The sequence below is a fragment of the Prosthecobacter sp. genome (assembly GCF_044222565.1).
In the GTDB taxonomy this organism is placed as follows: domain Bacteria; phylum Verrucomicrobiota; class Verrucomicrobiia; order Verrucomicrobiales; family Verrucomicrobiaceae; genus Prosthecobacter.
Genome location: NZ_JBGANA010000025.1, coordinates 1 through 12,105, shown reverse-complemented (window position 1 = coordinate 12,105; position 12,105 = coordinate 1). Strand labels below are relative to the sequence as shown.

The window sequence follows — 12,105 nt, the reverse complement described above, 5'->3', positions numbered from 1 at the left end:
CGGTCATGCCAGAAAATTACACCAAATCAGATGAAATACGATGGGGGGATCTGCCTCAGCAAGCCTTCCCCTGCCGCCCGCCTTACATCGCCCTCATTCTTGCCCTGCTGCTCTTCGGCGTCGGGGCGGCCTTCATGGGCCATGAGGCCATGTACAACACCCGCGGGCTGATCATCAACGGCATCATTCACCTCGGCCCCGCCGGCGCGACGAATTTCTACTGGCTGATTGCACTGGCTTCGGGCGCCTTTGTCGTGATCGCGGTGCTCACCATGGTCTCTGCCTTGGCCTATGGGATTCCGGATGTCATCCTCCAGAAGGACGCCATCACCTTTCCCGCCGGCTTCCCCGTGAAGCGTCCTTTCCTGCTTCCTTATTCGCAGATCACCGGCCTGAGCCTGCGGACTTACAACCGCCAGCGCACTCTGATCCTGCATACACGCATCAAGGACCGCGCCATCGCCCTCAACTGGCTCCGTGGCAAAGGCGCTGAGCACGAGCTCATCGGCGGCTTGCAGTCGCACCTTGCGGCATGCGGCGCCAGCCAGGGCTGAGGCGCCGCCCTTTTTTCCTCCACTTTTTTAGCAAAACCAAAAACACAACAAAGACATGAGCAACACAGACTACAAAAAAACCGTCGTCCTTGACCGCAGCGAATTCGCCTGGGGAACCCCTCCTCCTCCCGACGACCAAACCCGCATGGTGAACCCGGAACCCGCCGCCGCCCCTCCTCCCGTGCCCGCGCCGGACAAACCCAAGCGCACCGTCATCATCGGCATCCCCGGCCTTGACACCGGCATCTCCGCCGCCCCCACCCCCATGAGCCAGGAGGCCACCGATGCCCTGAACAGCCCCGTCGCCGGCTGGCTGGTCGTTGTCCGCGGCCCCGGCAAAGGCATGTCACTCAAGATTGGCTATGGGGTCAATCAGATCGGCAGCGGCACTGAAAACCGCATCATCCTCGACTTCAATGACCCAGGCGTCAGCCGCCTCAAGCACGCTCAGATCACTTACAGCGCGGCCAAGCGCAGCTTCCGCATCGCCCACGTGGACGGCATCAATCCCACCGCCGTCAATGGCGAGGAGATCGACGCCGGTGCCGTCGTTCTGAAGAAGGGTGACCTCATCCAGATCGGCTCCACCCTGCTGCGCTTCGTCCCCTTCTGCGAAGAGGACTTCGACTGGGAGACCGCGGAATCCCTCACCCTTATCGGCGAGAAAAAGAAGGCATGAGCCCCGAAATCACATTTGCCGGACGGCAGAGCCAGGGGGTGCGGGAAAAGCAGGAGGACTGCTACGGTTTCTGCCTCCTCGGCTCCGGCAATAATGCCGCCCTCCTCCTAGCCCTCGCGGACGGCATGGGCGGCCACGAACGCGGTGAAGTCGCCAGCGCCCTCGCCGTGGACATCTTCCTGCGCCGTTTTGATCCGCGCCCCGCGGGCATCCGCTCCGGCATGCTGGACGCGCTTCAGCAGGCCAATGCCGAGATCGGCCAGGAGACCGCCCGCCGTGGCGGCGCCTTCGCCGAGATGGGCACCACTTTCGTTGGCGTCCTCCTCCACCGGGAGGAACTGCACTGGATCAGCGTCGGAGACTCGCCCCTCTTCCTCTGCCGCGGCGGTGTCCTCCAGCGGCTCAATGAAGAGCACGTCGTCCAGCCTGTGAGCACCGGGTCCGATGACTCTGCCGCGCTGACCTCCGCCCTCGTCGGTGGCAGGGTCCCCTTGATAGACGCCCCGGAAAAAACGCTCCGGCTTGTGCCGGGAGATGTGGTCGTCTGCGCCAGCGACGGCATCAACAGCATCCCACTCTCTTCGATTGTGAACAAAATCATGATCCACGCGGACCTCTCCGCAGGGGAGCTGGCGGAGAAGTTGATCCAGGCCGTCGAGGCCGAACGAAAATCCAGCCAGGATAATTTGACGATAACTGTCATCAAGCATCCCGCGCCAGCAGTGGAGTCCTGAACCTCTTCACACACACCACCGTCCCACCGCCCATGCGCCGTCCCAAACGCGAGTTTACCATCTTCAGCCTGGCCGCCATTGACCTCTTCTGCTCGGCCATGGGCGCCTTCATGGTCATCTCCATAATCCTCATACCCTACTTCGGGCGCAAGGAGGCTCAGCCCGTCCCCCCGCCGCCGGACACAAGTGCGCTGGAGCGAAAACTCGCCGAGGCCACCCAGAAGGCCGAGGAGGCCCGCAAGCAGGCTGAAGAAGCCCGCAAGCAGGCGGATGCAGCCCGCAAGCAGGCGGATGCAGCCCGCAAGCAGGCGGAGAAACTCAAGACAGAGATTGGCCAGGTGCAGGATCAGGCGGAGAAAAACTCCATGCTCGCCCTGTTTGGCATCGTCACACGCGCCAAGTCCCTCACCCTCCTCGTCGATCTCTCAGGCAGCATCTACAACTACAAGAACGTGACCAACGCCAAGGACCACCGCCCGGTGGTCCAGCACGTCTGCGACACGATCATTGACGGCATGAAGCCCGGCCAGCGACTGCAGATCATCGGCTTCCACTCGCCCGATGGCACCCGGATCGATCTGCCAGATCTGCCCGGCGGCCCCATCATCCTAAACGATGCCTCCAAGCTCACCGCCAAGCGCTACGTGCAGACCATGCTGCAGTCCGTCGAAGGCGGCACCCCCACCGGTCCCGCCCTGCGCAAGGCGCTCTCCTATGACACCGAAGCCGTCTTCCTCGTCACGGACGGAGCACCCAGCGACGGCACTCGCCAGGGAGAGGCCGTGTGCCTCGAGATCGCCGCAGACATCCAGCGCCGCAACAGTGGCGGCAAGGAGATCCACTGCATTGCTGTAGGCGACTACAACGCCTCCCCGTTCTGCGTGAACTTTCTCATGCAGCTCGCCCGCGAAAACAAAGGCCAGTTCCTCGGAATGCCCAACCTCTAAACCTCTTCTTCTATGAGCAAGAACTACATCCCATCCCGAATCTCCGCCTTCAAGTGGTGCCTTCTGGCCTTGCTGCTGCCGGTCAGCAGCTGCAACTTTGAGGATCGCGTGGACCAGACAGCGCAGATCAAAGACTCCTGCGTGAGATTTCTCTGCATCCGCAAGGCCGAGCCCAAGTTCGTGCGTGTCGGTTCTGGCTTCATCGTGAATGACCGCGGCGACCTCGTGACCAACAATCACGTGGTTGCAGGCGCCGAAATCATTTTTGTTTTTCATCGCATCAAAGAACGCACTCGTCTGCACGTGGCCACGCCTCTGAAAGTGATGCCGGAGGCGGACCTTGCCGTGCTGAGTTCAGGCATCAAAGGCACGCCTCTCACTCTGAATCTTGCGCTTCCAAATCCTGACATCAGCGGCAATGTAATCGTCTCCTCTGTGGGATTTCCCGCCATTGCAGACACCAGCTCCGAGGGGCTCGGCAACATCCTGCTCAACAAGGCCAGCCGGCCAGAGCTGAAGTCCCAGGGGGTGGACATCACCCAGGACATGCAGGACCATACGTCTTTGGCTCTGTTCGCGGCTCCTTCAGTCGCCCCCCCCGGCGGAGTGCGCCGGATCGCGCGCAGGCCCCTCCTCCAGGTGGATGACAACGGGCAGGAGTCACAACTCCAGGGGCGTAATGTCGAAACTGTCGAGTTCAATGTGGACATCGCTCCTGGCAACAGCGGAGGTCCGCTGCTCGACAAGGCCGGTTATGTCGTCGGTGTCGTCGGCCAGGGAAGGCACGATGATGTTCATCAGATCCAGTTCGCCATTTCCTCCAAGGAGCTTTCGGCTTTCCTCGCCGATCACAGCGTGCCTTTTGCAAAGGTGGAGCTTGATGTTTCCAAACTGCCCTTTTTCACGCCTCCCCAAAAGGCGATGGTCGCACTGGCGGCGGCAGCCCTGCTGGTAGGCATCGGTATGCTGATATTTTTTGCACTCCGCTCACGCAATCGCCCGGTGACGAGCATGCCCACAAAGGTTTTCGAAGAACGTATCGGCATCTGGATGGGAAAAAGAGAGCAGCAGATGGCCCCTCCTGCTCCGGAACCCCCAAGCGGCCTGTCTTGGGAGCTGGACATCTCCGGGCCCAATGGGTTCAGCCAGCAGCTCACGCTCACTGAAGCGGACTTCATCAAAGGCCGCGGGCGCATCATCGTGGGCCGCAACGCCGACTTCTGCGGCCTTCCTCTCCGGCATGACAGTGTGTCCCGGCAGCAGATGCACTTCTCTCACAGCAACGGATCCCTCACCGTGGCGGACCGCAACTCCTCCAACGGCACCAAGGTGGGCGGCGTGCGCCTGGCCACACCCTTCAAAGATCAGGTCCTCAGGGAAGGGGACCGCCTCGAGTTCGGCGAGCTCTCCGCCACACTCCGCCGGCGCTTCTAGCTCTCAATCTTCACCCCTGACCCACCTGTTATGAGCCTGGAAAATGACTCCCAGTTCCCGATGGCCCTGCCCTGCGGTGCCAGGCTGGAGCATTATGAGATCAAACGTACCCTGGGAGTGGGGAACTTTGGCGTCACCTACCTGGCCCACTCGCATCGCTACAACCTCCCATGCGTCATCAAGGAGCTCCTGCCAGGAGATTTCGCCACCCGCTCCAGCCCCACTCAGGAGATCGTGCCGCTCTCCAGCAGTCTGCGTGAGGGTTTCAGGCACTGCCAGAAGGACTTCCTGCGTGAGGCAACCATCCTGCACAAGGTCAAACACCCCAACGTGGTCGAGATCCTGGACCTCTTCAATGCCAACAACACCAGCTACTACGTCATGCCCTACGCCAGTGGCATGACTCTCGAAAACTTTCTGGTGCAGCGCGGCGGCTCGCTGCTGCCTGAAAGCCAGCTGCTGGAGCTGCTCTATCCTCTGCTCGACGGCCTCGACACCGTTCACAAACATGGCTACCTGCACCGTGACATCAAGCCGGAGAATATCATCATGCTGGCCGAGACCGGGCAGCCCATGCTCATCGACTTCGGCGCCGCGCGCCAGCTCATCGCCAGCCGCAGCCGCCCAATGAGCGCCATTCTCACCCGCTGCTACGCCCCTTTTGAGCAGTACAGCAACACCCACAACCAGGGCCCCTACACCGACATCTATGCGCTCGGCGCCGTGCTGCATCGCGCCATCGTCGGCGCGCCGCCCCCGGAGGCCATCGACCGCCTGGGAGATGGGGGGGACAAGTACGAGCCGCTGGCAGGGAAAAAGGAGCTGGGCGCCTACTCCGCAAAACTGCGCCGGGCCATTGATACTGCCCTCATACCCATGGCTAGGCGGCGGCCCCAGAACATCGAGTCCTGGCGTCCCCACCTGCCCGCCGCGCCCCCCAGCTCCCGGCCGCGCACCGAAAAGCGTTGTCCCTCCGTGCCACCGCCGCTGCCGCCGCCTGTGCCGCCGCCATTGCCTCCGCCCCCGCCGTCCCCGCCTCAGAGCATGATGCCCTCCTCTCCATTTGGAGACCCGCAGAATACTCAGCACGTACCCCTGTCCCCCATCGAAGCACCCGAGCACACGTTGAACACCAACTGGGACGGCACCCCGCGTGCCTCCACCGCCAAGCTGGTCTTCATCGCTGTTTCCAGCCTCCTGGCCATCTGGGGCGTCCTCTACCTGATCCTGAGCTTTATGGCTCACTAGCCTCCGTCCGCGATCATGCCGCCGCCCACCCATCACTACGCTTTGCCTCCTGGATCAATGATCCAGCACTTCCGTATTGAGAGGCTGCTAGGGAAAGGGGGATTCGCCTTCACCTATCTGGCATGGGACACGGAGCTGGGAAGAAACGTCGCTGTCAAAGAGCTCTTCCCCCACGAGCATGTCATTCGCCAGGGCGTGGCGGTCCACCCCATTTCCAGCGAGGCGTCCCTGCTCGTGGAGTGGAAATGCCTACGGCAGAGCTTCACCCGCGAAGCCCGCCACCTGGCCCGTTTCCGCCATCCCAACATTGTTTCCGTGGTCACCACCATTGAGACCAACAACACCGCCTACATCGTCATGCAGTATGTGGAAGGGCGCACCCTCGGTCAGTACTTTCGGGATCTGGGCCACCGGCCCACCCAGGCCGAGCTCCTGCCCCTGCTAGGCCAGATTCTCCACGGCCTGGAAGAAGTGCACGCCCGCGGCATGCAGCACCGGGACATCAAGCCCCAGAATATCTATCTCACCCGTCAAAACACCATTGTGCTGCTGGACTTCGGCGCAGCCCGTCCCGAGGGAAAAACCCGGGGCAAGTCCACCTTCAACTTCAGGACCGACGGCTACTCCCCCCTGGAGCAGTACTCGTCCACCGAGCCCATCACCCCAGCCTCGGACATCTACGCCGTGGCCGCCACTCTGGTGCAGGCCATCACCCGGCAGGATCCGCCCAAGGCCACCGACCGGATTTCCAAGGAAACCTACGTCCCCTTGTCCCTGCGCTACCGTCGCAAATACTCCAGCTCGCTGCTGCGCGGCATCGACATGGGCATGGCCCTCAAGGCCGCCCATCGCCCGCAGAGCATCGCGCATTGGCGTAGCATTCTGTTTGGAAAGCCCCCTCCTTCTCCGCCGCGGCGCAGTCTTACCCGTGCCACCCTCGTCTTCGCGCTCTTCGTCTGCCTCGTCATCGCCAGCACCGCCGCCTGGATCGCCGTGCGCATGGGCAGCCAGAACACGCAGACCGTTGAGGTCGGTAGTGGCAAGACTGCCACCACCACGCCGGACGCCGGGCCCCTTTTCGCCTCCGCACCGGATACCCCCGCCGCGTCCCCGCCGGTCGCAGCCCCTGCCACGCCGCCGCAGTCGTCGCAGTCCGTGCCTGCCCACTCACCACCGCTCGTCGCCAAGAACTCCTCCCCCCCCTCCTCCCAGCCGCCTCCCGTTGAAAACGCGTCTTCTCCTGGAAAGATGCCTTCCGTGGACAACGTGCCCGCCGCTGGAAAGCCGTCCACTGGCAAGCCGCCTGCCGTCGCCTCCACGGCCCCCCCGCCGCGCGCTGCCGTCGCCGCCGTCACCAGCGCTGAAGCGCCGGATCTGGACCAGGAAATGAACGCCTTCCTCAAAGCCGAGCTCGAGCAGCCCATGCGGCCGGAGAATTACGCCAGCAGCATCGTGGTCAACGACAGCGGCTTGGAAAGGGACCGCAAGGAAATGTCCCGCGATGACTTCATCAAAGAAGATCAGGCAGACGAAGCAAGGTACACCCCCGGCCCCGGTCAGTTCACCCACCTGGGTTCCAAGCGCCTCAGCTACGACAAGGACACGGACACTGCCGTGCTGCGTCAGATTTTCAGCTACGACCGCACGGACCGCGGCAATGCCCAGCGCCGGTTTTTTGGGCTCGTCGTACGCCAGATGGTCCTCGCCAAAGCCAGCACCCGCGAGCGCTGTGTTACCCAGCGGATTGTCACTGCCAGAGCCTCAGGATACCGCTGCCGCCTCTCCGCCGCCGACCATCCCGGGCCGGCCCTAGGCACACCCAAAACCGCCGGCAACGCGGCCCTCATCCGTGCCATCCTTCTGAAGGACCGCGAAAATGTGGAAACCGGCGCCCATGTGGATGCTGGCGAAGACATGCGCTTCCCATTCTTCCAAACCGCGGCCGGCCGCGCCAAAATTTCCACCGTGCCGGACGCACAGGTCATCGTCATTCCAGGCGGCGAAGAAGCCGCCCAGCAGATCATTTCAGCAAACCCCGTGGTGGATGTGTTCCCAGACCTCTCGGAGCCGGCACCCGCCATCGTCATCGTCGTCAAATCTTAGCCAACCTTCTATGCCCAAGACCGAAACTTTCAGACCTCGCCGCGTCCAGGACGCCCAGGTAGCCGCCGCCCCTCCTTGGCGCGCCGTCGCGCCCCCCTCCCACATCGGCGGCCGGAGCGAGCAGCAGGACGCCCGCCACATCTTTCACAACGCCGCCAAAGGCACCCTCCTCCTTGTGGTCTGCGATGGCGTCGGCGGCAGCCGCAGCGGCGGGGAGGCCTCCTCCCTCGTCATCAAGACCGCGGATCAGCTCTGGAAAGAGCGCGGCGGCGTTTTGCAAAACCCGCAGCGCGACCTCCTGGCCATGAGCCGCACCGCCCACGAGCGCATCTGCGAGCTCGCCTCCGCCGGCGAAAAACGCGCCCCAGCCTCCACCCTGGTGGTGCTCTATCTCACCCCGGACTCCGCCCACTGGGTGCACTCAGGAGACTCCCGCCTGTACCGCTTCCGCGATGGCGAGCTGGTTTCCCGAACGCGTGACCACTCCGTGGTTCAGATTCTTCTGGAGCAGGGAGAGATCAGCGAATCTCAGATGGGAGACCACCCCGACCAGGGCAGGCTGCTGCAGTCCCTGGGCACCAAAGACTATCGCGAGCCCACCTATGGCACCGCACAGACCGGCCCCACCGATGCCTTCCTCCTCTGCACTGACGGCTTCTGGGAAAGAACTCCGCTGCGCGACATGACCGCCCTGCTCAGCGGCGAGAGCGGCGGCCTGGAGGCACGTCTTTCAAAAGCCATCAAAAACGCCGTCGCAGCCAATGGGCACGAAGGAGACAACGTGACCGCCGCCGCCGTAGTCCCGCTCACCGGCATCGCCGCCGCATCCCCGGCCATGCAGCGCTGGATGCCGCTGACGCTCATCGCCACTGGCCTTGTCATCGCAGCCAGCGTCATGTACATGACCACCCGCGGCCCCGCTAAAGTTTCGCCGGACCCTCAGTCCACTAAGGATTCGCGCGTCGAAGGCGTTGCCTCCAACGGCAATGCGACATCTCCTGGCGTGGGAGAATTCGCCAAGAGCTTCTCAGTGAACCCTCCGGCCAAGCCCCCCCCCGCGCAGTTGCAAACACAGGAAATCGAGGGCATTTTCAAACGGCTAGGCATCCACTTTTCTCCGGTCTCCCTCGATGACCGCGTCTTTTACATGGCCGAGACTGAGCTCACCCAAGCCCAGTGGAATGCCGTCGAAAACCCGCAAGCCTCTCCTCCCTTGGGAGACAAGTCAGGCAGTCTGCCCAAGTGCAACATCTCTCCCAATGATGCATCACAATGGATCGAGAAGCTCAACGCCCGGGAAAAAATCCGTGACGGAGCCTGGATCTTCCGACTGCCGACCGCCCAGGAATGGATCGCCACCGCCTCCGGTCCCAACAAGGATTTCGACTTCCCTTGGGGCAAAGACCCCAAAAGGCCGGAAGGTTTTGGCAACTGGAACGAGGACGGCAAAGGCATGATCAAGCCTGTTGCGGGCAACAATGACAAAGTGGCAGACTGGCCGTTCAGAGACATCGTCGGAAACGCCGCCGAGATCGTGGTAGCCTCCAAGGACAATCAGTTCGCTTTCTTTGGGTCCTCCTACAAGTCGTCGATAGACCGCATCGAACAAAGACACAACCTCCGCATCATGGCAAAGGGAGCCTCCGAGAACTGGATTTCTTGGAGGATGGGAGCCACCGAGAAGATGGACAACATCGGCTTCCGCTTGGTCCTCGCCCGGGACGAAGCGGTTCCCGATAAAGCGGTCGTTGACGCTCCCGCCAGCCCGCCCAAAACAGTTGAGGCAGACAAACCTGGTGCGCCTAAGGAAACCAAAGGCGGTGCAGAAACCAAAGGCGGTGCAGAAACCAAAGGCGGTGCAGAAACCAAAGGCGGTGCAGAAACCAAAGGCGGTGCAGAAACCAAAGGCGGTGCAGAAACCAAAGGCGGCGCAGAAGCCAAAGGCGGCGCAGAAGCCAAAGGCGGCGCAGAAGCCAAAGGCGGTGCAGAAGCCAAAGGTGGTGCAGATGCCAAAGGTGCAGAAACCAAAGATGTTTCCGCGCCGAAAACCAACCCTGCGCCTGCGGCCAAGGCAGAGTCTAAAGACAACACAATCACACCCAAGCCAACTCCCTCTCCCTCTACCCCCAACAGCGCCTCCGACGAACCCTACATAACTGACTGAGCCGCTCCCTCGGCTCTGCATGGCTCACTCCCGAGAAGCCTGCTTCACTTCATGGAATCCAATTACTCACTCCCCATCGGCTGGCACGTCGGCAAGTATGAGCTGACGGGAGTCCTCTCTCATCAGAACTTTTTCACGACTTATCGCGCCTACGATCCGCGGCTGAAGCTTGAGGTAGCGATCAAGGAACTGGCGCCGCTAGAGTGTACCACTCGGACCGCAGATGGCAGAACGATTGTCCTCAAAGAAGCGGCCTACGCACAGTGGTTTGACGGAATGAAGGAGCGATTTCTGGAAACAGGGCGTGTGCTTTGCAGGTTCCATCATTCCTCCATTCTGTCATACAGGGATGTAGTTGAAGAGAACGGCACGGCCTGTTTGGTCAGCCGGTTTGTCGAGGGGACGACCTTGGAAGAATGGCTCTGCAAAAATGGCGCCCCCGGAGAAGGGAAACTTTGCATCATACTGCACAACTTACTCACGGCACTGCACTATGGGCATCAATCAGGCAGCCTTCACAACGCCATCACGCCTCAAAACATTCTGATGGAGCACCCCACCGGGATGCCTGTCTTGACGGGCTTTGCCAACAAGACAATTTTCAGACCACATAAGATCACTCTCCTCACACCTAACAGCGAGTGGTATCCAACGCCGTATGATCCCTCCGAGCAAAGCTCGAACTCTGAAATGCCAGGGCCGTGGTCGGACCTCTACGCCCTCGGAGGTGTGCTTTATCGAGCTGTAACCGGCAGGAATCCGACCACGGCCATCGAAAGAGCCTGTGAAGATATCCCGCTTTCCCTGCCCGTCCTCTCCAGCCACAAAGGCTACAGCCCGGCCTTCATCGCCATGATCGAAAAGGCGATGCAATCGCGTGCCGAGGACCGCTGGCAGAGCGCCGCCGAGTGGCTGCGTGCGCTCGATAGGCACACATCTACCCTGGCAGCCACGCCCTCGCGTCTGCGGCGCGCAGTCTCAGCCATGCTCGGCCTTGGACGCTCACCCAACAACGCCACCGCCACCTCCAGCCGCTGACCACTCCGCACGCCATTCCATTCACTCCTCATCTCCGCCGCTTCACTGCCATGAAAACTCGCCGCCTCACTTTTTTTCTGATCCAACTGTCAGCACGCGCCGCCGCCGCGCAGTGAGTCTCTGAGATCACACTCGTCAGTTTAGTTTTCAGCCTGATTCCGGGAAGCCCACAAACACATGTCCTCCGAACTCATCCATGCCTTGCCAGCAGGCTTCTGCCTCCATAAGTATGTGATCCAGCGCCAGATTGGGTACGGCAACTTCGGCATCACCTATCTGGCCTGGGACCGCAGCCTGGAGCGCAAAGTCGCGATCAAAGAAATGCTGCCCCAAGATTTTGCAGCACGTGGACCCGACAGGATTTCCGTGGTGGCCAAGAGCGCCTCCCACGAGGGCGCTTTTCTCTGGGCCAAAGACCGCTTCCTAAAGGAAGCGCGCACCCTGGCCAAGCTCGTCCATCCCTCCATCGTCAAAGTCATCGAGCAGTTTGAAGCGAACTCCACCGCCTACCTCGTCATGGAGTTTATCGAGGGCGACGATCTTGAGGACTGGTTTCGCAAGACTCCCCGCCCTTCCGAGAAAACGCTGCGCGCGCTAACGATCCAGATCCTGCAGGCGCTCTCCATTGTTCATGAGCAGGGCTACCTGCACCGCGACATCAAGCCCGGCAACATCCGCATGCAGATGCACGCCAGCGGACCCGTGCCGATTCTGATCGACTTTGGCAATGCCCGCATGTCCACCGGGCTCAAGACGGAAAACCTCAGCCAGATTGTGACGTACGGCTTCGCGCCGTTTGAACAATATCAGAAGACAGGCAGGCAGGGCGCGTGGACAGACCTGTATGCGCTGGGCGCGGTGCTTTACCAGGGCACCACAGGAAAAGTCCCGCCAGACGCCATCGAACGCCACGGCGAAGACTCTATCCTGGTGCTTGCCCGCGAGCAGGGACTCAATCACTACAGCACCGCCTTTCGTGCCATGATCGACAAGGCGCTCCGCCTGAGCGCCAAGGAAAGATGGCAGACCTGCACCGAATGGCTGCGCGAGCTCGATCCCACCACCGTTCCACCGGAGCCGCCCCGCCGTCGTCTTCTTCTCATCGTCACCACCCTCGTTGCTCTGCTTGCTCTTGCGGGCGGAGGAGCGGTGTACTTGAATGGCGACAATGGCAAAAGCAGCGGCGGTGGTGGCGGCATCATTC

10 protein-coding genes are annotated in these 12,105 nt (G+C 61.7%); all 10 read left to right on the top strand.

Annotation, left to right across the window (positions count from 1 at the left end; genetic code table 11):
- The first annotated feature begins 5 nt into the window (after positions 1-5).
- Positions 6-554 carry a hypothetical protein gene (locus ACILSR_RS26890; RefSeq protein WP_395752908.1) on the top strand — a complete coding sequence of 183 codons (549 nt, stop codon included), beginning with the start codon at positions 6-8 and terminating at the stop codon, positions 552-554.
- Between the two features lie 55 nt (positions 555-609).
- Positions 610-1,233: an FHA domain-containing protein gene (locus tag ACILSR_RS26885; RefSeq protein WP_395752907.1), complete on the top strand. Its 624-nt coding sequence runs from the start codon at positions 610-612 to the stop codon at positions 1,231-1,233.
- Positions 1,230-1,967: a PP2C family protein-serine/threonine phosphatase gene (locus ACILSR_RS26880; protein WP_395752906.1), complete on the top strand. Its 738-nt coding sequence runs from the start codon at positions 1,230-1,232 to the stop codon at positions 1,965-1,967. The genes ACILSR_RS26885 and ACILSR_RS26880 overlap by 4 nt, the downstream gene beginning before the upstream one ends.
- A gap of 32 nt (positions 1,968-1,999) precedes the next feature.
- Positions 2,000-2,914, top strand: a complete 915-nt coding sequence (locus ACILSR_RS26875; RefSeq protein ID WP_395752905.1) for a hypothetical protein — start codon at positions 2,000-2,002, stop codon at positions 2,912-2,914.
- A gap of 12 nt (positions 2,915-2,926) precedes the next feature.
- Positions 2,927-4,348 carry a trypsin-like peptidase domain-containing protein gene (locus ACILSR_RS26870; RefSeq protein WP_395752904.1) on the top strand — a complete coding sequence of 474 codons (1,422 nt, stop codon included), beginning with the start codon at positions 2,927-2,929 and terminating at the stop codon, positions 4,346-4,348.
- Between the two features lie 30 nt (positions 4,349-4,378).
- The gene (locus tag ACILSR_RS26865) at positions 4,379-5,596 is read left to right on the top strand and encodes a serine/threonine protein kinase (RefSeq protein ID WP_395752903.1); all 1,218 of its coding nucleotides are present in this window, start codon (positions 4,379-4,381) and stop codon (positions 5,594-5,596) included.
- Between the two features lie 15 nt (positions 5,597-5,611).
- Complete coding sequence (locus ACILSR_RS26860) at positions 5,612-7,699, top strand: serine/threonine-protein kinase (protein WP_395752902.1); 2,088 nt, start codon at positions 5,612-5,614, stop codon at positions 7,697-7,699.
- 10 nt (positions 7,700-7,709) lie between these two features.
- The gene (locus tag ACILSR_RS26855) at positions 7,710-9,863 is read left to right on the top strand and encodes a protein phosphatase 2C domain-containing protein (protein ID WP_395752901.1); all 2,154 of its coding nucleotides are present in this window, start codon (positions 7,710-7,712) and stop codon (positions 9,861-9,863) included.
- Positions 9,864-9,914: 51 nt separating this feature from the next.
- The gene (locus tag ACILSR_RS26850; protein WP_395752900.1) at positions 9,915-10,901 is read left to right on the top strand and encodes a serine/threonine protein kinase; all 987 of its coding nucleotides are present in this window, start codon (positions 9,915-9,917) and stop codon (positions 10,899-10,901) included.
- Positions 10,902-11,078: 177 nt separating this feature from the next.
- Positions 11,079-12,105, top strand: a 1,027-nt coding sequence (locus tag ACILSR_RS26845) for a serine/threonine-protein kinase (protein ID WP_395752899.1), incomplete at its 3' end; no start/stop codon positions are given.

What these genes read in the sequence shown, in the direction of transcription:
- ACILSR_RS26890 (WP_395752908.1), top strand. Translation starts at nt 6, where the DNA reads ATGCCAGAAAATTACACCAAATCAGATGAAATACGATGGGGGGATCTG.
- ACILSR_RS26885 (WP_395752907.1), top strand. Translation starts at nt 610, where the DNA reads ATGAGCAACACAGACTACAAAAAAACCGTCGTCCTTGACCGCAGCGAA.
- ACILSR_RS26880 (WP_395752906.1), top strand. Translation starts at nt 1,230, where the DNA reads ATGAGCCCCGAAATCACATTTGCCGGACGGCAGAGCCAGGGGGTGCGG.
- ACILSR_RS26875 (WP_395752905.1), top strand. Translation starts at nt 2,000, where the DNA reads ATGCGCCGTCCCAAACGCGAGTTTACCATCTTCAGCCTGGCCGCCATT.
- ACILSR_RS26870 (WP_395752904.1), top strand. Translation starts at nt 2,927, where the DNA reads ATGAGCAAGAACTACATCCCATCCCGAATCTCCGCCTTCAAGTGGTGC.
- ACILSR_RS26865 (WP_395752903.1), top strand. Translation starts at nt 4,379, where the DNA reads ATGAGCCTGGAAAATGACTCCCAGTTCCCGATGGCCCTGCCCTGCGGT.
- ACILSR_RS26860 (WP_395752902.1), top strand. Translation starts at nt 5,612, where the DNA reads ATGCCGCCGCCCACCCATCACTACGCTTTGCCTCCTGGATCAATGATC.
- ACILSR_RS26855 (WP_395752901.1), top strand. Translation starts at nt 7,710, where the DNA reads ATGCCCAAGACCGAAACTTTCAGACCTCGCCGCGTCCAGGACGCCCAG.
- ACILSR_RS26850 (WP_395752900.1), top strand. Translation starts at nt 9,915, where the DNA reads ATGGAATCCAATTACTCACTCCCCATCGGCTGGCACGTCGGCAAGTAT.